General features: G+C 74.8%; 19 protein-coding genes. 10 read left to right on the top strand and 9 right to left on the bottom strand.

What is annotated here, in order from left to right; translation table 11 throughout:
- Positions 1-248: 248 nt before the first annotated feature.
- Positions 249-1082, top strand: a complete 834-nt coding sequence (locus AC069K_RS00510; RefSeq protein ID WP_478610603.1) for a helix-turn-helix domain-containing protein — start codon at positions 249-251, stop codon at positions 1080-1082.
- A 67-nt stretch (positions 1083-1149) separates the two neighbouring features.
- Here the strand turns inward: AC069K_RS00510 and AC069K_RS00515 are convergent, their stop codons facing one another.
- Positions 1150-2064 carry an SCO4651 family lipoprotein gene (locus AC069K_RS00515; protein ID WP_478610604.1) on the bottom strand — a complete coding sequence of 305 codons (915 nt, stop codon included), beginning with the start codon at positions 2062-2064 and terminating at the stop codon, positions 1150-1152.
- A 161-nt stretch (positions 2065-2225) separates the two neighbouring features.
- Between AC069K_RS00515 and AC069K_RS00520 the strand changes: the two genes are divergently transcribed.
- The 4 genes from AC069K_RS00520 to AC069K_RS00535 all read left to right on the top strand — a co-directional run bounded on the left by AC069K_RS00520 (position 2226) and on the right by AC069K_RS00535 (position 7134).
- Positions 2226-3383, top strand: a complete 1158-nt coding sequence (locus AC069K_RS00520; RefSeq protein WP_478610606.1) for a serine hydrolase domain-containing protein — start codon at positions 2226-2228, stop codon at positions 3381-3383.
- 94 nt (positions 3384-3477) lie between these two features.
- Positions 3478-3726, top strand: a complete 249-nt coding sequence (locus tag AC069K_RS00525) for a type II toxin-antitoxin system HicB family antitoxin (protein WP_358835009.1) — start codon at positions 3478-3480, stop codon at positions 3724-3726.
- A 2-nt stretch (positions 3727-3728) separates the two neighbouring features.
- Positions 3729-4100: a toxin Doc gene (locus tag AC069K_RS00530; RefSeq protein WP_358835010.1), complete on the top strand. Its 372-nt coding sequence runs from the start codon at positions 3729-3731 to the stop codon at positions 4098-4100.
- A 67-nt stretch (positions 4101-4167) separates the two neighbouring features.
- Positions 4168-7134, top strand: coding sequence for an amidohydrolase family protein (locus AC069K_RS00535; RefSeq protein ID WP_478610609.1), 2967 nt, complete (start codon positions 4168-4170; stop codon positions 7132-7134).
- A 13-nt stretch (positions 7135-7147) separates the two neighbouring features.
- Here the strand turns inward: AC069K_RS00535 and AC069K_RS00540 are convergent, their stop codons facing one another.
- Entirely contained in the window at positions 7148-7783 is a 636-nt protein-coding gene (locus AC069K_RS00540; RefSeq protein ID WP_358835012.1) for a TetR/AcrR family transcriptional regulator, read from the bottom strand.
- A gap of 163 nt (positions 7784-7946) precedes the next feature.
- Here AC069K_RS00540 and AC069K_RS00545 point away from each other — a divergent pair, with 163 nt between their 5' ends.
- The 3 genes from AC069K_RS00545 to AC069K_RS00555 are packed head-to-tail and all read left to right on the top strand — an operon-like array spanning position 7947 to position 11954.
- Positions 7947-9116: a thiolase family protein gene (locus AC069K_RS00545; protein ID WP_478610612.1), complete on the top strand. Its 1170-nt coding sequence runs from the start codon at positions 7947-7949 to the stop codon at positions 9114-9116.
- A 1-nt stretch (position 9117) separates the two neighbouring features.
- Positions 9118-11052, top strand: a complete 1935-nt coding sequence (locus tag AC069K_RS00550; RefSeq protein WP_478610614.1) for an AMP-binding protein — start codon at positions 9118-9120, stop codon at positions 11050-11052.
- Positions 11053-11102: 50 nt separating this feature from the next.
- Positions 11103-11954 (top strand): MBL fold metallo-hydrolase, encoded by an 852-nt coding sequence (locus AC069K_RS00555; RefSeq protein WP_365112397.1) that lies wholly within the window; start codon positions 11103-11105, stop codon positions 11952-11954.
- A gap of 72 nt (positions 11955-12026) precedes the next feature.
- Here AC069K_RS00555 and AC069K_RS00560 read toward each other — a convergent pair whose 3' ends face one another.
- The 7 genes from AC069K_RS00560 to AC069K_RS00590 are packed head-to-tail and all read right to left on the bottom strand — an operon-like array spanning position 12027 to position 21186.
- Positions 12027-12821, bottom strand: coding sequence for a thioesterase II family protein (locus AC069K_RS00560; RefSeq protein WP_478610616.1), 795 nt, complete (start codon positions 12819-12821; stop codon positions 12027-12029).
- The gene (locus AC069K_RS00565; protein ID WP_365112403.1) at positions 12818-13057 is read right to left on the bottom strand and encodes an acyl carrier protein; all 240 of its coding nucleotides are present in this window, start codon (positions 13055-13057) and stop codon (positions 12818-12820) included. The genes AC069K_RS00560 and AC069K_RS00565 overlap by 4 nt, the downstream gene beginning before the upstream one ends.
- 2 nt (positions 13058-13059) lie before the next feature.
- Positions 13060-14985 (bottom strand): HAD-IIIC family phosphatase, encoded by a 1926-nt coding sequence (locus AC069K_RS00570; RefSeq protein WP_478610619.1) that lies wholly within the window; start codon positions 14983-14985, stop codon positions 13060-13062.
- The gene (locus AC069K_RS00575) at positions 14982-16013 is read right to left on the bottom strand and encodes a 3-oxoacyl-ACP synthase III family protein (RefSeq protein WP_358835019.1); all 1032 of its coding nucleotides are present in this window, start codon (positions 16011-16013) and stop codon (positions 14982-14984) included. Before AC069K_RS00575 ends, AC069K_RS00570 begins: the two co-directional genes overlap by 4 nt.
- Positions 16010-19036: a type I polyketide synthase gene (locus tag AC069K_RS00580; protein ID WP_478610621.1), complete on the bottom strand. Its 3027-nt coding sequence runs from the start codon at positions 19034-19036 to the stop codon at positions 16010-16012. Before AC069K_RS00580 ends, AC069K_RS00575 begins: the two co-directional genes overlap by 4 nt.
- Positions 19033-19347, bottom strand: a complete 315-nt coding sequence (locus tag AC069K_RS00585; RefSeq protein ID WP_358834437.1) for an acyl carrier protein — start codon at positions 19345-19347, stop codon at positions 19033-19035. Before AC069K_RS00585 ends, AC069K_RS00580 begins: the two co-directional genes overlap by 4 nt.
- Positions 19348-19389: 42 nt before the next feature.
- Positions 19390-21186 carry a fatty acyl-AMP ligase gene (locus AC069K_RS00590; RefSeq protein WP_478610623.1) on the bottom strand — a complete coding sequence of 599 codons (1797 nt, stop codon included), beginning with the start codon at positions 21184-21186 and terminating at the stop codon, positions 19390-19392.
- 385 nt (positions 21187-21571) lie between these two features.
- On the opposite strand from AC069K_RS00590, the gene AC069K_RS00595 reads away from it, so the two are divergent.
- Positions 21572-23167, top strand: a complete 1596-nt coding sequence (locus tag AC069K_RS00595) for a DHA2 family efflux MFS transporter permease subunit (RefSeq protein WP_478610625.1) — start codon at positions 21572-21574, stop codon at positions 23165-23167.
- A 2-nt stretch (positions 23168-23169) separates the two neighbouring features.
- Positions 23170-23844, top strand: coding sequence for a TetR/AcrR family transcriptional regulator (locus tag AC069K_RS00600; RefSeq protein ID WP_478610627.1), 675 nt, complete (start codon positions 23170-23172; stop codon positions 23842-23844).
- Positions 23845-23873: the final 29 nt, after the last annotated feature.

The following is a 23873-nucleotide window of genomic DNA, read 5'->3' on the forward strand; positions in this document are numbered from 1 at the left end:
CCCGACTGGCCGTAGACCAGAGGCATATGCGCCCGGCCTCGGGTGATGGCCGATATTCGGCCAGGGGTTCGTCCATTCCTGGCCTTCACTGCCTGTGCCATCCCAGACTGCTGCCGAGGCCGACCGCTGGTCTTGTAAGAAGGCGCACTGCCTTGCCGGATTCCGGTCGGCGGAACACGCGCATGGTGAGGAGAGGGTTGCAGGTGGAGGCCAAAGCATCCTTGATTACCGAAGACCGAGGGGAGAGTGTGGAACGAGCGGCGCCCGACTGGTTGCGGGGCCAGGTGGTCAAGTACCGGGGCCGGCGCACACCGGGGGGCATGCCCGCGCGGCTGACCCTGCCCGCCGCCACGGTGACGCTGATCGTCGGCTGGGGGGACCCGCTGCACCTGTTCGACGCCGCCGACCGCGGAGCGGGCGGGTCGTGGTACTCGCTGGTCGGAGGTCTGCGGACCTCACCCGTCCTCGGTGGGTACCGGGGCTCGGGGCAGGCCGTCGAAGTGGATTTCACTCCGCTGGGCGCCTATATGTGCCTGGGCATATCCATGCACCACCTGGCCAACGAGACCGTCCACCCCGACGAGCTGCTGGGCAGGAGATGGACGGAGCGGCTGACCGAACGGCTGGCCGCGGCGCCCGACTGGGAGGCCCGCTGGACGCTCCTCGACGACGCCCTGGCGAGCCTGCTGGCCGACGGACCCGCGCCGTCACCCGTGGTCGCCGAGGCGTGGAGCAGGCTCAGCGCCCGCCACGGCGGGATGACGCTGGGTGAACTCGCCGGAGCCACCGGCCGCGGCGGGCGCCGGCTCCAGGTGCTCTTCCGGGAGCAGATCGGTCTGCCGTTGCAGTCGGTCGCCCGGATCCTGCGGTTCCAGCGGGCGCTGACGCTCCCGTACGGCTCGCACAAGTCGCTCGCCGAACTCGCGGCGGCGTGCGGCTACTACGACCAGGCGCATCTGAACCGCGACTTCAAGGCGCTGGCGGGTCTGACGCCCGCGCAGCTGTGCGGACTCGCCAACCAGGCACCGCTGGACGGCACGGCGGTCGTCGAAGGGAGCCGCACCAGCGTCTTCAACCGCTGATCCCCGTCCACGACGACCGAGGGGTGCCGCCCGGCCGGGCGGCACCCCTCACGCGCGTCCCTGCCGCCTACGACCGCTGCGACAGGCCGTCGACGAACTCCTTCCAGGTGGCGACCGTGTCCGCCGCGGGCGCCGTGATCGGCGGGACCGCGCCGAAGTCCGAGTACTCCTCCACGAGCAGCTCGGTCCCCATCGGACCCCGCCCGGCCTCACGGGACTTGAGGACCAGTCCGTCCTTGCCGACCCACAGGTCGATGACGACCGACTTCATGCCCTGCTGCCGGGAGGAGGCGACATAGCCGTCGCGGACCCGCCGGTCGATGGCGGGCCCGGTGTAGGCGGCCAGCTCGTCCATGACGACCGTGCCCCGGTAGTGGTCGGCCGCCCGCCCGCCGACCCGCTCCTCCCCGACGCGCCGGGTGGACGTGGACGCGGCGAGCGCGCCCGCGAACTCCGGGACGTACCCGGCCGCCCGCGGCCCGCCGGAGCCCTTGTCCCCGCCGGTGTCGTCGGTGTCGGCGGTGTCGGCGGTGTCGTCCATCGTGTACCAGCTCTTGCCGGGCACGTCGTCGGTGTGGATGTAGGTCTTCCCGCCGAGCGAGATCACCTGGGTGAAGCCGCTGGGGTTCGCCTTGGAGGGCGTGTTCCACGCCTTGATGACGCTCGCGGACGGCGACTTCTGGAACACCATCTCGGAGCGGCCCGCGCCCGGCTCCCCGCTCTGGAGCGTCTTGTACGAGTTCTGCTCGCCCGTCTTCCTGGCCGCGGCCGTCAACGCGGCGCGGACATCGGCCCGTCCGCCGCTCCCCGCGCCCGCCCCTTTGCCCGGCGCTCCCTCGCCCTCGCCCCGCTCCGGCTCGGGCGCGCCCGAACCGCCGCCCGCGGCCTCGTGTTCGGACTCCCCGCTTCCGCACCCCGCCAGCATCACCGCCAGCGCCGCTCCCGCGGTCGCCAGCGCGATGCCCCTGCCCCGAACGCGCACCGGTCGTCTTCCTTCCCCGTGGTGAAAAATCCTTGTGATCCTAGCCGTCTGCGCAGGTGGGAAGGGTCGCGCTGGTGCTGCGGCGGCGGGACCGATGAGTTTCGGGGCGGCCGGCGGTCTTCTTTCCGACTGCCCAGTACCTACTTTGTGAAGGCGGACCGATGAGCGAGCTGCACGACATCCTCGGCAAGCACGTGGGCGACGGCCGCGCGCCGGGGGCCGTGGCCCTGGTGGCGCGGGGAGGCCGGGTGGAGGTGGCGGCCGTCGGCTCCACCGACGCCGGGGGCGGCACCCCGATGGCCCGGGACTCGATCTTCCGTGTCGCCTCGCTGACCAAGCCGATCATGGCGGCGGCGGTGATGACGCTGGTCGACGAGGGCCGGATCGCGCTGGACTCCCCGGTGGCGCGGTGGCTGCCGGAGCTGGCGTCCCCGAAGGTGGTGCGCACCCCCGAGAGCCCCCTCGACGACGTGGTCCCGGCCGCCCGCCCCATCACGGTGGAGGACCTGCTCACCTTCCGCGCGGGCTACGGCTTCCCGGACGACTTCTCGCTCCCGGCGGTCGCGCCGCTCTTCGCCGAACTGCTGCAGGGCCCCCCGCAGCCGCAGGCGGTGGCGGCCCCGGACGCGTGGATGGCGGCGCTCGGCCGTATCCCCCTGCTGTGCCAGCCGGGCGAGGCCTGGCTGTACAACGCGTGCTCGGACATCCAGGGCGTGCTGGCCGCCCGGGTCAGCGGGCTCCCGCTCCCCGACTTCCTGGCCGAGCGGATCTTCGAGCCGCTGGGCATGACCGACACCGGGTTCGCGGTCCCGGCCGCCGACCTGGGCCGCTTCACCGGGTACTACCGGGCCGGGAGCGCCGACCGCGGCGGGCTCGAACTGGTCGACCCCCAGGACGGCCAGTGGAGCACCCCGCCCGCCTTCCCGTCCGGAGCGGGCGGCCTCGTCTCGACCGTCGACGACGTGTACGCCTTCGCCCGGATGCTGCTCGGCGAGGGGACGCTGGATGGCCGCCGCGTCCTGTCGCCGGCCGCCGTACGGCAGATGACGACCGATCACCTCACCCCGGCCCAGCGCGATGGGAGCAAGCTGTTCCTGCTCGGCCAGGGCTGGGGCTTCGGCGGCTCGGTCGACGTCGAGCCGCGGGAGCCGTGGAACGTGCCGGGCCGGTACGGCTGGATCGGCGGCACCGGCACGGCCTCGCACATCGTCCCCTCCACCGGCACGGTCACGATCCTGCTCACCCAGCTGGAGCTGACCGGCCCCAGCCCGCTCCCCGACGCGATGAACGACTTCTGGCGGTACGCGGCGAACGGCTGACGTCCGGACCGGACTTGCCCGGCGGGCGCCCGCGCGCCGGGACCGTTTCGGACGAGGCGGTCCCGCGCCGCGCGCCCTGCGGTACGGTCAAAGCATGTCCAAGTCGGTGACGATCCGCGTCGACGAGCATCTGCACGCGCTGCTGAAGGAGCGCGCGGCCGCGGAGGGGTCGACGGTGACCGCGCTCATCACACAGGCGGCGTACGAGGCGGTGCGCGATCCACGGCTGGAGGGCGCGGCCGAGGTCTTCCGCTCCTTCATCGCCGAACAGGGCGACGCGTTCGACGCGGCCTTCCCGGACGACGCGCCCGGCCGGGGGGACACCTCGGGGCGGGCCGCCTGACGGTGGAGTTCCACATCGACATCCGCTGGCTGCTGGAGCGCCAGACGGAAGTGCTGCCCAAACAGCCCACCGTCCACGACTTCTCCGGCCTGGTGGCCGCCGTCGGCCGCCACCGCGTCAACACCCCCCGGGTGGAGGCGACCGTCGACAACTCCTGGCGCGCCGGGGCCCTGATGCACGCGATCATCCGTCTGCGCCCGCTGCCCGCCCGCAACGCGCTCTTCGGCGCGGCCGTGGTCGTGGCGTACATGAACGCGGCGGGCGAGGGCCTGGACGCCCCCTACGGCGCCCTCATCGACCTCGCCCGTGACATGGACGCGGGCCACACCGACGCGTACGACGCGGCCGACCGGATACGGTCCTGGCGGATCTGACCGTCGCCCGTCTGGCCGGAATGGCACCGTTGCCGCTGGGGAGCGTGGTGCGCCAGCGTGTGGGGGCATGGATCGTGACACCGGCGGCCCCGCCGCGAGTTCCCTCTCCCGTCGCCAACTGCTCGCCGCGGCCGGTGCCGCCGGGGCCGTGACCGCCGTCGGGACGACACCCGCGGCGGCCCGTCGACGCGCGGGGCTCTCCCTGTCGTTCGGCGCGGCCACCAACGGCTCCGCGAGCCTGTCGCCCGCCGGGGACCGGCTCGTCGCGGAGGTCCAGAGCGTGCTGTGGTCGCTGCCCCGGCACGGCGGCGAGGCCGTGCCGCTCACCCCGGCCGGGCTGGAACCGGTGCGGCCCGTCCACGCGCCCGACGGGTCGCTGATCGCCTTCTGCGCCTACCGGGGCGGCGGTTACCACGTGTGGACCATGCGGCCGGACGGCTCGGACCTGCGCCGGCGCACCGACGGTCCGTGGGACGACCGGGGGCCGTCCTGGTCGCCCGACGGGACGCGTATCGCGTTCGCGTCCGAGCGCGCGGGCGACCCGGTGGCCGGCGGCGCGTACCGCGTCCATGTGCTGGACCTGCGCACCGGCCGGCTCACCCGGCTCACCGGGCTCCCCGGCCAGGACGGTCCGCTCCAGGACGGCGCCTGGGAGGACTTCGACCCCACCTGGTCGCCGGACGGGACACGCGTCCTGTTCGTGCGCGCCAAGGTCGTCACCACCGCGCTGGGGCTCGGAGTGGAGGCGCGGACCGTCGCCGCCGTCGCGGCGGAGGGAACCGGGCCCGTCGGCGTCGTGCACACGGAGACCGCGGCCGCGCAGGTCATGTGCCCCGCGCTCGCGCCCGACGGCCGCCGGCTCGCGTACCTGCGCACCACGGCCGCGCCGAACGGCTCCTGCGTGCTCGTCGTCGACGGTGAAGCGGTGGCCGTCGCCGGGGACGTCGCGCCCGTGCCGCCGCGCTGGACGGCGGCGGGCGAGCTGCTCCTGACCGTCGACGGACGCTTCACCCTCGTACGGCCGGAACGGCCCGGTGCCGCGGAGGCGATCCCGTTCGAGGGTGTGCTGCCCGTGGAGCGGCCGCGGTACCGGGTCAAGGAGTACGACCTCGGCGAGGGCCGGGTGCGGCCGGTGCGGGGCATCCATCTGCCCGCGCTCTCGCCCGACGGCACACGGCTCGCCTGTTTCGACATGACCGGCCGCCTCCTCCTGCGCGACCTCGCCTCCGGCGCCGAACGCGTCCTGGCCGCGCCCCTGGGCGGCGGAGGTCTGCCCGGCCGTCCCAGCTGGTCGCCCGACGGACGCCATCTCGCGTTCTGCGACCGCAACCGCCTCAACGCGCGCTTCAGGGAGGGCTACAACCTCATCCGGGTCGTCGACACCGAGGCCGGAACCGCCCGACTGCACGCGGTGGCGCCGCACGCGTCCCTCTCCGACCGGTACGACTCGGGGCCCGTCTGGTCGCCGGACGGGCGCTGGATGGCGGTGATCGTCGAGTCCGCGCTCTGTCTGCTGCCCGTCGCCCCCGACGGCACCCCGCAGGGCCCGCCGCGCACCCTCACCGACGAGCCCGCCGACCACCCCTCCTGGTCCGGGGACTCCCGGACGCTGCTGTACCTGTCCGGCTCGCGCCTGCGGCTCATCGGCGTCGACGGCGGGCCGGCGCGCACCGTGCGGGTGCCCCTGGAGGCGCGCCGGCCCGCGCCCGCCGACACCGTGGTGCACGCCGGGCGGCTGTGGGACGGCACGGGCGAGACGGTCCGGGACGACGTCGACATCGTCGTGCGGGACGGGCGCGTCGCCTCCGTCGAGCCGCACCGGGCCGGCCGGGGCGCGCTGCGGCGGATCGACGCCTCGGGGCGTACGGTCGTGCCCGGACTGTGGGACACGCACACCCACCCCTGGCAGAGCACCTACGGCGGCCGTCAGACGGTGGGCCAGCTCACCTACGGGATCACCACCGCCGTCTCCCTCGGCGGGTTCGCGTACGAACAGGCCAGGATCCGCGAGGCGGTCGCCGCCGGGCAGCTCGCCGGGCCCCGGCTGCTGACCACGGGGGAGCTGCTCGACGGCTCCCGGGTGGCGTACAGCATGGGGCGCGCCCATCGCACCCGGGACGGGCTGCGGCGGACGCTGGAGCGGGCCGCCGCACTCGACTGGGACTTCGTCAAGACCTATGTACGGGCGCCGAGCTGGGTGATGGAGGAGGCGGCGCGGTTCGCCCACGAGCGCATCGGAGTGCGCTGTGGAAGCCATCTGCTCTCCCCCGGTGTCCAGCTCGGCCAGGACCTGACGACCCATCTCCAGGCGACCCAGCGTGCCGAGTTCGGACACGCGACCACCGCGTCGGGGCACGCGTACGAGGACGTGGTGGAGGTCTACTCGGCGCGCGGGGTGAACTTCGCGCTCATCGCCACCCCGTTCACCTCGGCGCCGCTCATCGGCGCCGACCCCGCTCTCGCGGCGGATCCCCGGGTCACCGTGGTGATGCCGCCGTGGGACTCCGCGGCGGTACGGCAGTCGGCGGGCGTGCCGCCGACCGCGGCCCAGCTCGCCACCCTGCGCACCGAGACGGACGTCTACCGGCGGGTGCTCGCGGCGGGCGGTCTGGTCGCGCTCGGCACGGACGCGCCGATCGTGCCCGTGGGCCTCTCGCTCCACCTGGGGCTGCGCGCGCTGCACCGCGGCGGGCTCTCCCCGGCGGCGGCGCTGCGCACCGCGACCGTGCTCCCGGCCCGCCTCTTCGGGGTCGAGCGGCACCTCGGGACCGTGGAGCGGGGGAAGATCGCCGATCTGACGGTGGTGGACGGCGACCCGTTCGAGGACTTCGACGCGCTGGTGCGGACCGTCTCGGTGCTGCGGGGCGGAGTGCCGTACGAGACCGAGGAGCTGGTGGCCGCCTTCGAGCCGCCGGACTTCGAGCCGCCGGAGCGGCACGAGGACGCCGACGCCGACGAGGCGTGGCTGGCGGTGGGGCGGCTGATGCGGCGCGGCGGATGCTGCGACATGGAGGCGGCGCCGCTGCCGGGGTGAGCGCGCCCGGCGGTCAGCGGCTCGCGGCGACCGCCGCCACGACGGCGTGGGTCAGGCGCGTGACATAGGCGTCGTCGGTGGGGCCGCCCGCCGCGAGCACGCGGAAGTACAGCGGCGCGCCGAACAGGTCGGTGGCCAGGGCCGTGTCGATGCCGGGCGGCAGTTCGCCCCGGAGCGCCGCGCGGTCCAGGAGGGTGGCGACGGCCGCGCGGCGCGGGCCGAGGACGGCCAGGTGCAGCGCCTCGTGGAGCGAGGCGCTGCGGGCCGACTCGGCCAGCAGGTCGGGGATGATCCGGCCCACCAGCGGGTGCCGCAGCGCGCTCAGGGTCTCGCGGAGGAACCGCTCGACGTCGCCGTGGAGCGATCCCGAGTCGCCGGTCGTCGGGATGTGGGCGGCGGCCGCCTCGGAGACCAGCTCGACGACCATGGCCTCCTTGGACGGCCAGCGCCGGTAGAGCGCGGCCTTGCCGACCCCCGCGCGGCGTGTCACGGCCTCCATGGACATCCGCGCGTACCCGGACTCCGCCAACTCCTCGAACATCGCGCGGCGGATCGTCTCGGTCACGGACTCGCGCAGCACACCCGCGCCCGCGGGCGGGCGGCGCGCGTCGCCGTCGTGGCGCACGTCGTGGTCGGGGAGGGCGGTCATGATCGGAGACTAACACGGAACGGAACGGTTGCGTTCCGTTACGGGCGGGTGTACGTTCACGCCGACGAGCCGGAACGGTGCCGTTCCGTCAGTCCGGCAGGGAGGGCGCGGCCCTCCACCTCCACCAGTGGTCGTCGACCGGCCAGAGGGGCGGGGACATCCGATGCTGTCCGACATCGCCGTCGTCCAGGGGGCGCGCACCCCCGTGGGCCGCTTCAAGGGGGCGCTGCGGTCCGTCCCGGCGCACCGGCTCGGCGCCCTGGTGATCCGGGAGGCGCTGCTGCGCGCGGACGTCGACCCGCACACCGTCGACGAGGTCGTCCTCGGCTGCGTCGGCCAGGTCGGGCCGGACGCCTTCAACGCGCGGCGCGCGGCCCTGGCCGCCGGACTGCCCACCGGGGTCCGCGCGTACAACGTCAACCGGCTGTGCGGCTCGGGCCTCCAGGCCGTCTGGTCCGCGGCCCAGACGCTCGCGCTGGGCGAGGCGCAGGTCATGGTGGCCGGCGGCAACGAGTCGATGACCCGTCAGCCGCTGCTCGACTACGGCGAGCGGGCGGCCGACGAACTCCCCGGGGAGCCGCGGATCGACGGGACGTTCTCGCTGGTCACCGACCCCTTCTCGGGTGGCCCGATGGGGCTCACGGGAGAGGCGGTGGCCGCGCGGTTCGCCATCTCCCGGGCGCGCCAGGACAGCTGGGCCGCCGGGAGCCAGCAGCGGGCCGCCGAGGCCCTGGCACAGGGGCGGTTCACCGCCCAGACCGTCCCCGTACCCACCCCGGACGGCACGGTCGAGCAGGACGAGCACCCGCGTCCCGGCACCACCGCGGAGCGCCTCGCCCGGCTCGACCCCGCCTTCATCCCCGACGGCACCGTCACCGCGGGGAACTCGGCCGGGATCAACGACGGGGCCGCCGCCGTGGTGCTGACGCGCGTCACGGACCTGCGCGCGGGAACGGTCCCGCTGTGTCTGCTGCGCGATGTGGTGGTCACCGCGCTGGAGCCCGAGATCATGGGCTTCGCGCCCGCCGGGGCCATCAGGAAGCTGCTGCGGCGCGCCGGGCTCGACGCCGGCGACATCGCGGTGGTCGAGCTCAACGAGGCGTTCGCCGCACAGGTCCTCGCCGTCCTCGACGACCTCAAGCTGGACCCCGAGCGGGTCAACCCCAACGGCGGGGCGATCGCGCTCGGCCATCCGGTCGGCGCGACCGGCACGATCCTCCTCCTCAAGGCCGCCCACGAACTGCGCCGCACCGGCGGGCGGTTCGCCGTCGTCGCGCTGTGCGTCGGCGGCGGCCAGGGCATCGCCGCGCTCGTCGAGAACCCGGAGGCGTGAGATGGGCGAGTACGCCTGGTACCCCGGCCGGGAGCTGACCGAGCACAGCAACGTCGCCCGGTTCTGCCGGGCCCACGGCCTGGACGGCTACCGGGCGTTGCAGGCCCGCTCGGTCGCCGACCCGGAGTGGTACTGGACGGCCGCCGCCCGCGACATCGGCATCGTCTGGCACGAGGAGCCGCTCTGCGCCCGCGACGGCAGCGGCGGGATCGCCGCCACCCGCTGGTTCCCCGGCGGGCGCACCAACCTCGTCGACTCCTGTCTGGAGCGCCACGTGCGGCGCGGGCGCCCGGACGCCACCGCGCTGCGGTGGGAGCGCGAGGACGGCACACGCGGACGCCTCGGCTACCGCGAGGCGGCGCGCCTGAGCGCCCGGGTCGCGACGGGACTCCGCGGCCTGGGAGTGGGGGAAGGGGACCGGGTGGCGGGGTATCTGCCGCCCGGTCCCGAGGCCTTCCTGCTGCTCTTCGCCTGCGCCCGGATCGGCGCGGTCCTGGTCCCCATGTTCTCCGGCTTCGGCACCGACGCCCTGGCGGTGCGCCTCGCCGACGCCGGGGCCCGGGTGCTGGTCACGGCCGGGGCCACCACCCGGCGCGGGAAACGGTACGAGATGCTGCCGGTCGCCCGCGCCGCGGCGGAGAAGGTCCCGGACGTGGCCCACCTGGTGGTCGTCGACGAGCCGCCCGGCACCGCGCCGACGGCGGCCGTCGCCACCACCGCCTGGCGGGCGCTCACCGAGGCCGAGCCCGCCGAGACGGTTCCGCTGGCGGCCGGCGCGCCCTTCCTCCTGCTGTACACCTCCGGCACCACCGGACGCCCCAAGGGCGCCGTCCACACCCACGGCGGCTTCCCCGTGCAGGTCGGCTCGGAGGTCCGCTACAACCTCGACGTACGCCCCGACGACGTGGCGTTCTGGGTCACCGACCCCGGGTGGATCATGTTCGCCCTCGTCGTCATCGGCTGCACCCTCGCGGGCGCCTGCGTCCTCGCGTACGAGGGCGCCCTCGACCATCCGGGCCCGGACCGGCTGGAGCGGCTCCTGGAGGAGCACCGGGTCAGCGTCTTCGGCAGCTCGCCCAGTCTGGCGCGCGCCATGATGGCCACCGGCGCCCCGGGGCCCGCCGCGTCCGGGCTGCGCGTCCTCGGCTCCACCGGCGAGCCCTGGACCGAGGCCGCCTGGCGCTGGTACTTCGAGGAGGTCGGCGGCGGGCGCTGCCCCGTCATCAACATCAGCGGCGGTACGGAGGTCGGCGGCTCGCTCCTGGCGTCCGCGCCCACCGTCCCCCAGACCCCGTGCGGCTTCACCGGGCCGTGCCTCGGCATCGACGCGGTCATCGAGGACGCGGACGGCGCCGAGGCGGGCGAGGGCGAGCTGGGCGAGCTGGTGGTGCGCCAGTCCTGGCCGGGCATGACCCGGGGCCTGTGGCGCGCACCCGAGCGGTTCGCCCGCACCTACTTCGGCCGCAGACCCGGCCGGTGGTCGCACGGCGACCTGGTGTCCCGCTCCGACGGGGAGTGGTTCGTGCACGGCCGCCTCGACGACGTGATGAAGGTGGCCGGCAAACGGCTCGGCCCCGCCGAGGTCGAGGAGGCCGCGCTGAAGGACCCCGCCGTGGCCGAGGCGGCGGCGGTCGGGGTGCCCCACCCGGTCAAGGGCGAGGCCCTGTGGTGCTTCGTGGTGCCCGCGTCCGGGACGCTGTCGGCGCCGGAGGCCGAGCGGATCCGGGCGCGGGTGGCCGAGGCGCTCGGACCCGCCTTCCGGCCCGGCCGGGTGGTCGCCCTGCCCGAACTGCCGCGCACCCGCACCGGCAAGGTGATGCGCCGGCTCATCCGCGACTGCGTCACCCAGGACGTCCCCGGCGACCTGTCCACCCTCGCCAACCCGCACAGCCTCCAGGCGCTGCGCGCCGCCCTCCACGAGGCGGCCGACGGCTGACACCGGACCGGCCGCCGCGCCTTCCCGGCGGCCACACCCAAGGGAGTCCCATGCCGACGATCGACATCCTCCTGCCCGGCTTCGCCCTCGACACCGACCAGGGCTACCCGGCCTTCTGCGGCGTCTTCCTCGTCCGGGGCGCCGACGCCACCGGCCGCCTCCGCACCGTCCTCGTCGACGCCGCCCACGTCGGGCGGCGCCCCCACCTGTGGGCGGCGCTCGCCGCCCGCGGCCTGACGGCGCGGGACATCGACACCGTGGTGCTCACCCACGCCCACTGGGACCACGTGCAGAACATCGACCTGTTCCCCCGCGCCGAGCTCCTCCTCCACGGCGACGAGCGCCGCTACGCCCACGCGCCGCACTCCAACGACTGGGCGACCCCCGCCTGGACCGGACTCCTGCTCGAACAACTGCCGATCCGGGAGGTGGCGGACGGCGAGGAGATCCTGCCCGGCGTGAGCGTCATCGCCCTGCCCGGCCACTCGCCCGGCAGCATCGGCGTCCTGGTCGACACCGACGCCGGGGTCGCCGCGATCACCGGCGACGCCCTGCACTTCGCGTACGTGGCCACCACCGGCCGCAACCCCCTCGTCTTCTGGGACGCCGACCTCGCGGCCCGCAGCATCGACCGGGTGGTGCGGGAGGCCGACGTCATCTACCCCGGCCACGACCGCCCCTTCCGGCTCACCGCGGACGGCGCCGTCGACTACCAGGAGCCGTTCGCGCTCACCCTCACCGGGCTGAGCCCCGACACCGAGGGGCTCGCGTTCGCCGACGGCACCACACGCCCCCTGTGGGTCATGCCCGGCGTGGCCGAGCAGCGCGCGCTGTACGAGAAGAACGCCGAGGAGGCACGGCGGCGCATGGCCGGGGTGCCCCGCGTGGTGCGGCCGCGGTGAGGCGGCCGCCCCTCACACGGGGACCCCTCACACGGGGACCCGTCAGGCGGGGGCCCGTCGGGCGGCGGCCCGTCAGACCGGGGCCCGCCGGGCTTCGTCGAGCAGCCCGGCCAGGGAGCGGTTGAGCTCCTCGAAGAACGGTTCGGGGGCCTCGCGCGGGAAGAAGTGCCCGCCCGGCACCGTCGTGAGCCGGAACTCGCGCGCGTACCGCTCCCAGGCGTACACCGCGCCGGCGTCCACGAGCGCGTCGTCCGCGCCCGCGAAGGCCCGGATGTCCAGCAACGGCCGCCCCTCCTCGTCCGGGTCCGGCAGCCCCGCCTTCCGGTGGCTGGCGCAGATCCGCAGGTCGTCCCGGACGACCGGGAGCAGCGCGCGCAGCCAGTCGGCGCGGCCCAGGAACTGCGGGTGCAGCCCGCCGACGTCCACCAGCAGCCGGGCGAGGTCCGCGTCCCCGTACAGCTCGGCGGGCGGCAGCGGCGGGGTCAGGTGCGGGGCCGCGTACGCGCCGACGAACAGGGCGAGCGGTGCCCGGCCCCCCGCCCGCATCCGGGCCGCCACCACCGCGAAGGCGATCAGCGCGCCCATGCTGTGCCCGTAGACCGCGTACGGCCGGTCCAGCCACGGGGCGAGTTCCCCGGCCAGGGCCCCGGCCGCGGCTCCCGCGTCCTGGAAGCGCGGTTCGCGCAGCCGGGACTCGCGGCCGGGCAGCTGTACCGGCAGGACGTCCACGCCGTCCACCACCCGGGCCGGCCAGGGGCCGTAGAACGAGGCGCCGCCGCCCGCGTGGTGGAAGCAGAACAGCCGCAGCGCCGCGTCCTCGCGCGGCGCCCGGACCAGGCACCGGGGAACCGCGGCGGGCGCGTTCACGCGCGCACCACCTCGTACATCTGCTGGAAGGTCGCGGCCTCCAGGAGACCGGCCACCGGGACGCGGCGGCCGGTGACGCTCTCCACCACGGTGACCAGGCGCAGCAGATGGACCGAGTCCCACTCGGCCACTTCGTCCAGTGGCCGGTCGAGGTCCTCGGGGGTGAGGCGGATGCCGAGCTCGTCCTCCAGGAGCGCGCAGAACCCGGCGGTGTCGGCGATGGCGGTGGCGGTCATGGTCAGCTCTCCTCGAAGGCGGTGTGCAGCCGCAGATGGGCGGGGGCGGGCGTGAGGTCGCGCAGGGCGTGGCGGAAGACCACGGTGGTGGGGTCGTCGGGGGCCACGCCCGTGGGGACGAAGCCGTGGTCGGGATAGAAGGAGGAGAAGGCGGCGTTGCGCGAGGTGGGCCGGTGGCGGGCCCGTGCGCCGCGGGCGCCGGAGGAGGCCGCGTGCTCCAGGACGGCCGCCAGGCAGCCGCTCTCGATGCCGCGCGAGAACACCCGGCAGCTCAGCACGTAGTTGTCGATGTGCAGGTCCTCGGCGTCGCGGCGCAGGAACACCGCGCCGACCAGGCCGTGGTCGCCGAACCGGTCGCGGGCGTGGACCACCAGCACCGTGCGCCGCGGATCCTCCACCCACGCCCGCACCTGCGGCAGTTGCAGCCGCTCGGGGGCGAGGTGGAACTGGTTGGTGCGCAGGGTGAGCTGGGAGACCCGGGGCAGCTCCGCGGGCTCCGGCGGGCGGACCGTCACCTCGATGCCGAGGCCGTCGAGGTAGTCCTGGTAGGAGCCGGCGTCCTCGCGGAACTCCTGGCGCCGCGCCTCCGTGCGGTAGCGGCCGGCCCGCTCGCGGTCCTCGTCGGTGAGCACGGGCAGGTCGAACCAGCCGTCCGCGAGCAGCGCGGCCGGGTGCAGGGCCGGCTCCTCGTCGACCCGGACCACCGCGACCTGCGGCAGCTGCTCCCGTACCAGACCGCACTCGAAGGTGCTGTCGTCGACGAAGACGAAGCTGTCCAGACCGATCCCGAGCCGCTCGGCGATGTCGCGCAGATTGTCGTGCTTGGCCGACCAGTTGGCGTTGACGCGGACGAAGTCGTCCTCGCGCAGCAGCATGGAGGGGTGCTCGCGCAGCGCCCGGCGCACCTGGTCGTCGTCGTTCTTGCTGCTGACGGCGAGCAGCACGCCCTGGGAGCCGAGCTGGGCGAGGACCCGCTGGAACTCGATGAACGCCTCCCCCCGGAAACCGCCGCCGAGTTCCACGCCCTCCACGCCGTCCTCACCGAGCACGCCGCCCCACAGCGTCCCGTCCAGATCGAGGACGAGGCACTTGCGGGTCCGGCCGAGCAGCCCGGTGACGAGGTGGCCGACATCGCGGGCGTAGGCCGCCAGCAGGCCCTCGGCGAGGCGCGCCTTGGCGTACAGGCCCGTGCGCGGCTCGTACGCGGGGGTGCCCTGGCCGACCAGCGGATCGAGGTCGACCACGGTCAGCCCGGGGTGCTCCTCGGCGAGGGCGAGCAGCCCGCTGTTGAACTCCCGCCACACGACGCCGAGCCGGGCCCGGGAGCGCAGGTCGACGAGCTGGCGGGCGTGGCCGTGCAGCAGCGGGACGGTGTTGAGGACGAGCGGGCCGCGCCCGGCGTCCTGGTGGGCGCGGACGGCCCGGCCGAGCAGGGCGAGCCGGGACCGGGCCGCGGCCCGGACGTCCTCGACCCGCCAGGGCAGCGGCACCTCCTCGAAGACGGTGTGCGCGTCCAGCAGGCACAGCGTGAGGCGTGGCGGGGCACTGCCCGGGGTGCCGGGCCCGAGCAGGTCCGCCATATACGAGCCGTACGGCGAGAGCACCGGGTCCAGGAGCAGCCCGTGGCGCGCCAGCTCTGCGGTGAGCGGGGCCACCAGCGGGGCGACGGTGGACTGGCCGGTCACCGCGACGGTGACCACGGGCACGTCCGGGTGGTGGCGGGCGACGTCCTCGCGGTCGAGCCGGGCGAGCAGTTGCCCCGCGGCGGGCAGCTGCGCCCCGGGCAGCCGGGCGAGCAGGGTCCGCACCGAGGGGTATTCGGCTTCCAGGCGTCCGGCCGCGTACAGACCGCGCAGGGTCCGCAGCGCCTGCGGGTCTAGCCAACTGCCGGTGCCGACAGGGGCGTTGAGCGGTTCGATGGTCGTCATGCGCGCTCCAGGGCGATACCGGACTTGATCCACTTGCTGGACTCCACGGCGACGGTGACGGCCCGTCCGCCGCCCTCCCACTGGCCGAGCAGTTCGGCGAGCTGGAGGAAGGGCAGGGCGTTGCCGTTGTTGCCCACCGTGCGCACCACGTTGACGCGCCGGGCGAGCGGGGCGGGCATCGCGTCGGAGATGCGGTCGCTCATCCGGCCCGACAGCTGGGGCGGGAGCAGGTAGTCCACCTGGTCCGCGGTCCAGCCCACGTCCCCGATGAGCTCCCAGAACATCTGGGTCGCCAGGACCGGCACGGCCGCCTCGATCGCCTTGTAGTCCTCGCTGACCGCGGTGCGTTCGCTGTGCCGGTCGCCCAGGCCGAACCAGTCGATGACCTGCCCGGGCGCCTTGCCCAGGCCCACCAGGCGGTTGAGGACCTGCCGGATCTCCACGCGCTCCCCGAAGGACTCGGCGCTGAGGACGGCCGCGCCCGCCCCGTCGCCGAACAGGATGTAGTTGACCAGCTCGGCGGGGGTGCGCGAGCCGGCGTCGAAGTCGGTCTCCAGGTGCTTGGCGCAGACGTCGCCGCCGATCACCAGGACCGTCGAGCAGCGCCCGGCCAGGAGCAGGGTGCGGGCCACGTCGAGCGCCTGGACGGCCCCGGCGCAGCCGGACTGGAGCTGGTAGGTGGGGACGTTGTCGATGCCGAGGCGGTCCGCTACCAGGTTGACGGTGGCGGGCATCAGCTGGTCCGGGGTGGCGGTGCCCATGACGACGCAGTCGATGTCGGCCGCCTCCAGGCCCGCCGCCGCCAGGGCCCGGTCGGCGGCGGTCGAGGCGATGTCCGCCAGGGAGTGGCGGACCAGGCCGGTCTCCAGGTCGACGGCGAAGTGCCGGCTGACGTTGCCGATGAACATCTCGGCCCACTGCTCGTCGACGCCGACGAGTTTGGCCAGGGTGGCGTTGTCCACGGGTTCGCCCGGCAGACAGGTGCCGACCGAGACCAGGTGGGCGACGGGTGCGGGTGACGGGCTCATGTGCGCGGTCCTTCCGGGGTGGACGGCTCGGGCGCCGCCGCGGACGCGGCCGGGACGAGCAGGCGCTCGGTGAGGTAGCGGCTGAGGTCGCCCACGGTCTCCAGACTCGCGAGCAGCTCCTCGACGGGCAGACTGCCGAGCTCGGGCAGCTCGTTCTCGACGCGGGTCTTGAGCTCCATGACCTGGATCGAGTCGAAGCCGAGGTCCTCGGCGAGGCGGGAGCGGTCCCGTACAACCGACGGGTCGTGTCCGCCGACCCGGCACACCAGGCGGCGGGTCACCTCGGACACCCGGCCGGGGGCGTCACCGTCCGGCGGCGCCGACGCGGGGTCCACCGGCTCCGAGGCCGCCTCCGGGGCGGCCAGGCGGGGCGCGGCCGGTTCGGGGGCGGTGGCGGAGCGCCAGGCGCGGAAGGTGTCGTCGAAGACGTACGGCGGCAGTCGGCGCGGCACGCGGTCCGCCTCCGGGTAGAGGCTGTCCCAGGTGGGGTCGGCCCCCGTGCTCCACAGCTCGCCGAGCAGGTGGTGCAGCGGGTGGCGGGGCGCGCGCTCGCCCGGGTGGGCGGCCAGGCAGTGCACCGGGTCCGCGTCGGCGGGCCCGAGCCGGGCCAGCAGGGGGGTGAGCACGGCGCGCGGACCGATCTCCACGACGTGGGTGACGCCGCAGGCCAGCAGCTCGGCGGCGGCGTCGGCGAACCGTACCGGCGCGGTGAGCTGGCGCGCCCAGTACGCGGCGTCCATACGCTCCTTGTCGCCCATGACCCGTCCGTACAGGGTGGAGAAGACCGGCACCGCGGGCGGGCGCACCGCTAGGTCCGCGCCCTCGGCCCGGAACGGCTCGACGGCCGGGCGCATCAGCGGGGAGTGGAAGGCGTGCGAGACGGTCAGGGGGCGGGCGGTGACGCCCCGGTCGGCCAACTCGGCGCGCAGCCGGTCGAGTTCGGCGAGCTCACCGGCGACCACGGTGGTGCGCGGGCCGTTGACGGCGGCGACGCACACCCGCGCGGGTTCGCCGAGCAGCGCCCGCGTCTCCGCCTCGGGCAGCGGTACGGAGAGCATGCCGCCGCCGTCCGGCAGCGCCTCCATGAGGGCCCCGCGGCGGGCGACCAGCCGGGCCGCGTCGGCGGGGTCGAGCACCCCGGCCGCGCAGGCGGCGGCGAACTCGCCGATGCTGTGGCCGATGACGGCGGCGGGCCGGATCCCGGCGTCGGCCAGGGCGCCCGCCATCGCGTACTCGACCGCGAAGAGCGCGGGCTGGGCCAGGCCCGTGCGGTGCACCCCCGGATCGCCCTCCAGGACCGCGTCGCGCACCGAGCGCCCGACGTGGACGGAGAGCTGCTTGTCGATCTCGTCGAACAGGCGGGCGTAGACCGGGGAGGAGGCGTACCAGGAGGCGGCCATCCCGGGGTGCTGGGCGCCCTGGCCGGTGAACGCGAACGCCACCGCGGGCGCCGTGCGCCGCACCCCGCCGTCCTCGTCACGGGTGCGCGCGGCCGCCTCGCGCAGCCCCGCCACCAGGGTCGCCATGTCGCCCGCGGCGACGGCGGCCCGGTGCGGCAGCCGGGACTTGACCCGGTTGCTGGTCCAGCACAGCTGGGCGAGCCGGTCCTCGGGCAGCCGGGCCAGCGCGTCGGCCTGGGCCAGCAGATTGGGGCCCAGCTGACGTGCCGAGCGGGCCGAGACGGTGAACACGCCCGGCACCCGCGCGCCGGAACGGTGCACCGCGCGCGGCGGCGAGGCCAGTACGGCGTGCGCGTTGGTGCCGCCCATGCCGAAGCTGCTGACGGCGGCGTGCACGGTGCCGGACGGCAGCCGCAGCGGCGATCTGAGCAACCTCAGTCGCCGCTCGGGCAGTTGCAGCGCGGGGTTCTCGTCGTCGGCGAACCGGCTGGGCGGCACGGTGCGGTGGTGCAGCGCCAGGACCGTCTTGACGACCCCGGCGATCCCGGCGGCACCCTCGGCGTGCCCGAAGTTGCTCTTGACGGAGCCGAGGGCGACGTCGCCGCCGCTGCGGCCGCCGGTGAGGTGCCCGAGCGCCTGCGCCTCCATCATGTCGCCGAGCAGGGTGCCGGTGCCGTGCGCCTCGATGAAGCCGATGTCGTCGGCCCCCACCCCGGCGGCCCGCCACACCCGCTCGATGAGCTGCTGCTGCGCCCACCGGTTGGGCGCGGTGATGCCGTTGCTGCGGCCGTCCTGGTTGACGCCGGTGCCGCGCAGCACGGCGTAGACGGGCTGGCGGTCGGCCAGCGCGTCGGCGAGCCGGCGCAGGACCAGGACGGCGACGCCCTCGGCGCGCCCGATCCCGTCGGCCGAGGCGCTGAACGGCTTGCAGCGGCCGTCCGGCGCGGAGAGGCCCGCCTGGGTGTAGAAGATGTTGAGGACCGGCGTCATGATCAGGTTGGTGCCCCCGGCGAGCGCGTAGTCGCAGTCGCCCGCCCGCAGCGCTGCGGCGGCGAGGTGCAGGGCGACCAGCGAGGACGAGCAGGCCGTGTCGACGGCGAGGCTGGGACCCCGCAGGTCCAGGTGGTACGAGACGCGGTTGGCGCCCATGAAGTAGCCGTTGCCGGAGCCGTGCCGGGCGGTGATCCGGTCGTAGTCGGCGAGTTGCAGATGGGCCCACTCGTTGGCCATCACCCCCACGAAGACGCCCGTGTCGGTGCCGGCCAGGTCCTCGGGGGCCACCGTCGCGTCCTCGACGGCGCGCCAGGAGCACTGGAGCAGGAGCCGCTGCTGCGGGTCCATGGCGGCCGCCTCGCGCGGCGCGATCCCGAAGAAGGCCGGGTCGAAGGCGTCGGGGTCGTCGATGAACCCGCCGCGCACGGTGTTGGAGCGGCCGGGGGGCCGGGCCGCGCCGGGGGCCGCCGGCTCGTCGAGCCGGTAGCGGTCCGCCTCCCAGCGCTCCTCGGGGACGCGCCGGGTGCCGTCCCGGCCCTCCATCAGGAGCTGCCAGAACTCGCCGGCGTCCCGGGCCCCGGGGAAGCGGCAGTCGAGCCCGACGACCGCGACCGGTTCGGGTGCGCTCATGAGGCGGCCCCGGCGTCCCCCACGGCGAGCAGTGCGGCCAGGTGCCCGGCGATGGCGCGGACCGTCGGGAAGTCGTAGGCGAGGGTCGGCGGGACCGCCAGCAGATGGCGCTCCTCTATCTCGCCGCAGATGCCGATGGCGGCCACGGAGTCGATGCCGTAGTCGGCGAGCGGGGTCGTCGGGTCGATCTCCCGGGCGGGCCGGTGCAGATGGAAGGCGACCCGGTCGATGAGCCACTTCTCCAGGTCGGCGGGGGCCAGGACGGGGGTCTGCGGGCGGATCGCGGTGCGGGTGTCGGGCGCGATGGACATGAGGAACCTCTTCCTTGGGGGCGCTCGGTGGGCCGGGCGGGCTCAGCGGCCGGGGGCGGCCAGCGGAGCGGACTGCTCGGCGCTCTCGGCGGGCGGGGCGACGAGGGCCGCCACCGGCCGTTCCAGGCGCTGGTGGAGTACGGACAGGGAGCCGTCGAGGAACAGACGGCGCATCAGGGTGCGCTGGGTCTTGCCGCTGGTGGTCTTGCGGACCGCGCCGGGGCGCACCAGGACCACACTGGTGGCGGGGAGCTGGAACCTGCGGCTGAGCACCGCCTGGACCTGCGCGGCGAGGGCGGGCAGGTCGTGCTCGCCCTGGCGGCTCGGCCGCACCTCCTGCACCACCACGACGTGGCTGCGGTCGTCCTCCTCGTCCCCGACGGTGAACACCGCGCCGCCGCCTCGGCGCAGGGCCGGGCCCGAGTCCTGCACGGCCTGCTCGATGTCCTGCGGGTAGAGGTTGCGGCCGTGGTGGATGAGCATCTCCTTGATGCGGCCGGTGACGAAGAGCTCCCCGTCCACCAGGGCGCCGAGGTCGCCGGTGCGCAGATAGCCCGGGCGGCCGTCCGCGGTCTCGGCGCGGAAGGTCTCCTCGGTGGCCTCGGGGCGGTTCCAGTAGCCGCGCGCGACGGAGGGCCCGCGCAGCCAGATCTCCCCGACCCGGCCGTCGGCCAGGGCCTCGCGGGTCATCGGGTCCACGATGAGCACCTCGCTGCCGGCCGGCGCGCCGCAGCCGACCAGGGTCCTGGAGGTGCGGTCGGGGCGGGCGGGGCGCAGTTCGTGCTGCTCCAGCAGGTGCGCGTCGACGACCAGTTCGACGTGGTGGGCCGTGGTGTCCCCGGCGGAGGCGAGCAGGGTGTTCTCGGCCAGGCCGTAGCAGGGGAACAGGGCCTCGGGGCGCAGCCCGTGGGCCGCGAAGCGGGCGGTGAACGTACGGATGGTGGCGGCGCGCACCGGCTCGGCGCCGTTGAGCGCCACCCGCAGACTGGACAGGTCGAGCCCCTCGGCCTGCTCGTCGGTGGTGCGGCGGGCGCACAGCTCGTAGCCGAAGTCGGGCGAGGCGGTGCCCTCGACGCGGTAGTCGTGGATCATCCGCAGCCAGCGGTGCGGCTGCTTGATGAAGGAGATGGGCGACATCTGGACGCTGGTGCCGCCCATCCACAGCGGGTGCAGCGTCATCCCGATGAGGCCCATGTCGTGGTAGAGCGGCAGCCAGCTGCCGGTGACGACCCCCGGCCCGGTGAGCATCGCGCGGTGGATGGCCTCCTGGTTGGCGGCCAGGTTGGCGTGCGTGACCATGACGCCCTTGGGGCGGCTGGTGGAGCCCGAGCTGTACTGGAGGAAGGCGATGTCGTCGTCGCGGACCTGCGGCGGGAGCCACAGCGCGGGGTCCTCGCCGTCGTCCTCCGGCGCCAGGCACACCACGTCCCGCTCGCCCGACGCGGCCAGCCAGGCGGCGAGCGCCTGGCGCTGCCCGGGGACGGTGAGGACCGCGCCGACCGAGGCGTCCCGCAGGATGCCGCTGACCCGGGCGATGCGCTCGCCCGGCTCGTCCGGCAGCGGCGCCGGGATGGCCGTGCGCCCGGCGTAGAAGCAGCCGAGGAAGGCGGTGACGAACTCCAGGGTGGGCGGGTAGAGCAGCAGCACCGGCCGGTTCGGGTCGCCCGGCGACTCCCGGCGCAGCCGGGTGGCGATCAGCCGGGCGCGGCGGTCCAGTTCGCCGTAGGTGAGCTCCTCGGGCCGCATGGCCCGGCCGTCCTCGTGCAGGTACACGAACGCGGGCCGGTCGGGGTGCTGCTCCGCTCCGGCGCGTACGGCCTCGGTCAACGTCCTGTGCATCTCTTCCCCTGTCGCTGGGTCCGGTGGCGCTGGTTCCGGTGGCGCTGGATCCGGGCTCTCGCGGCACCAAGTGCCATCTGTCGAACCATCGTTGGCGGGAAGTGAAAAGGACCTGTAAAGGCAGCCTTGCGCCGCACGTCGCAGCTTCGGGCCTTCCCGCAGCGTGCCGTGGAGAGGGGGGTGCGGAGGCTGTCCGTACGTACGAGGAGGGGGAGTTGGCACCCAGTGCCGCGCTCTCGTGTGTCCGTCCGGAGCCGTCCGGATAGGAGTCAGCACTGTTTCGATACGGCATTGACTCGATTGGTGGCCGGGTCTAGCGTCGGTAACCGCACAGCGACAGACGGCAGTTCACGCAGCACCCTCTTCCTTCCGAGGAGCGGCATCCGTGACCACTCAGCTCGCATCCCGTCCGGCCGAGCAGGACCAGGCCGCCGCCCACCGCTGGTGGGTCCTGGGCGTCCTCGTGGTGAGCCTCCTGCTCGTGGTCCTCGACACCTCGATCCTGAACGTCGCGCTCAAGACGCTCGCCGAGCCCGCACCCCAGGGCCTGGGCGCCTCCTCCGGCGCGCTCCAGTGGTCGGTGGACTCCTACACGCTCGTCTTCGCGGCCCTGCTCTTCAGCACCGGCGTCCTGGCCGACCGCTGGGGCCGCAAACGCACCTTGGTGGCCGGGCTCGTCGTCTTCGGCGGCTGCTCGCTGTGGTCCGCCTACGCCGGCAGCGCGGGCGAACTCGTCGCCGCCCGCGCGGGACTCGGCGTCGGCGGCGCCCTGGTGATGCCGGCCACGCTGGCGATCATCATGAACGTCTTCCCGCCCGCCGAACACGCCAAGGCCGTCGGCATCTGGGCCGGCGCGGCCGGACTGGCGGTCGCGGTGGGCCCCATCACCGGCGGCGCGCTCCTGGAGCACTTCTGGTGGGGCTCGGTCTTCCTCATCAACATCCCGATCGTCGTCATCGGCGTCATCGCGGCGCTCGTCGTCGTGCCGGAGTCCCGCGACCCCGGACGCGGCGGCTACGACCCGGTGGGCGTCGCCCTGTCCGTGGCGGGTCTGACGCTGCTGGTGTACGGGGTGATCCAGGGCGGCGAGAAGGACGACTGGGCGGCGGCCCGGGTCTGGGCGACGATGCTCGGCGGGCTCGTGGTCCTGGCGGCCTTCGTCGCCTGGGAGCGGCGGACCGCGCGCCCCGCGCTGGACGTGGCGCTGTTCCGCGTCCCGCGCTTCTCGGCCGCCGTGACCGTCATCGGCCTGGTCTTCTTCGCGCTGCTCGGCGCCACGTTCTTCCTGGTCTTCTACCTCCAGAGCGTGCGCGGCTGGACGCCCCTGGAGGCCGGGTACTGCCTGCTGCCGCTGGCCGTGGCCCAGTTGGCGTGCTCACCGCCCGCGACCCTGGCGGCCAAGCGGATCGGGGTACGGCCGGTGTGCACCACCGGGATGCTGCTGACCACCCTGGCCTTCGTCACCGTCGCCACCGTCGACGAGCACACCTCGCTGTGGCTGCTCGAATCCGTCTTCTTCGTGCTCGGGGTGGGCATCGCCTGTGTGATGCCGCCCGCCACGGCGGCCGTGATGTCGGCCCTGCCCCGGCAGCGGGCCGGCACCGGCTCCGCCGTCAACACCACCTTCCGCCAGGTGGGCGGGGCGCTCGGCGTCGCGGTCCTCGGCTCGGTGCTCTCCACCGCGTACCGCTCACGGATGTCCGGCCACCTCGCGGCCGTACCGGACGACCTGCGCGACCGGGCCGGGGAGTCCGTGCAGAGCAGCCTCGCCGTTGCCGACGGGCTGGGTCCGCGCGGCGCCGCCCTCGCGGACCACGCCGTCGACGCGTTCGTCTCGGCGATGCACCTCACCGCACTGGTCGCCGCCGGAGTCACCCTCCTCGGCGCCCTCATCAGCCTGCTCCTGCTGCCGGCCCGCACCCCGGACGGGCACGCCGGAGCGGAGGAAACCACCAGAGTCCACCACCCCACGGAGGTCTGAGCATGCCCCCACCCGTGTCACCGGAGGCCGAGGGCGCCGCGCCCGCCGGCCTCCGGCCCGTCCCCGCGCCACCCGCCCGGAGCCCCGCCCGCGGCGGGCGCCGGCGCGACCCCGCCGCCGACCGCGCCATCCTGGAGAGCACCCTGGGCCTGCTGGGCGAGGGGCTCAGCTTCAGCGCGCTGTCGATGGACCTGGTGGCGCAGCGGGCCGGAGTCGCCCGCGCCACGGTCTACCGCCGCTGGCGCAACAAGGAAGAGCTGGTGCTCGCGGCCCTGAGCAGCCTCGACGTGCCCGTCACCCCCTCCGAGGGACTGCCCCTGCGGGACCGGCTCGTGGACCTGGTCGACCAGATCCGCCACCGCGGCCAGGACACCAATCTGCACCGCCTCCTGGCCGGCCTCCTCGGGGAGGCGGTCCACCGCCCGCAGCTCGTGGAGCGGTACGAGGACACCGCGGTCGCCGCGCGGAGGGACGCCATGCGGCAGGTGCTGCGCGACGGTCTGGACAGCGGGGAGCTGCGTCCCGGACTCGACGTCGACCAGGCCATCGAACTGCTCACCGGACCGATGCTCGCGCGGCTGATCCTGCGCCAGCGTCCGGTGGAGTCGGCGGCCTTCGCCGAGGCCATCGTCGACACCTTCCTCGACGGCGCCAGGAACCGCCCCACACCCCGGTAGCCCGGCGCACCACCCGGCCGGGCATCGCT

This window comes from Streptomyces sp. NPDC043908 (assembly GCF_056435525.1).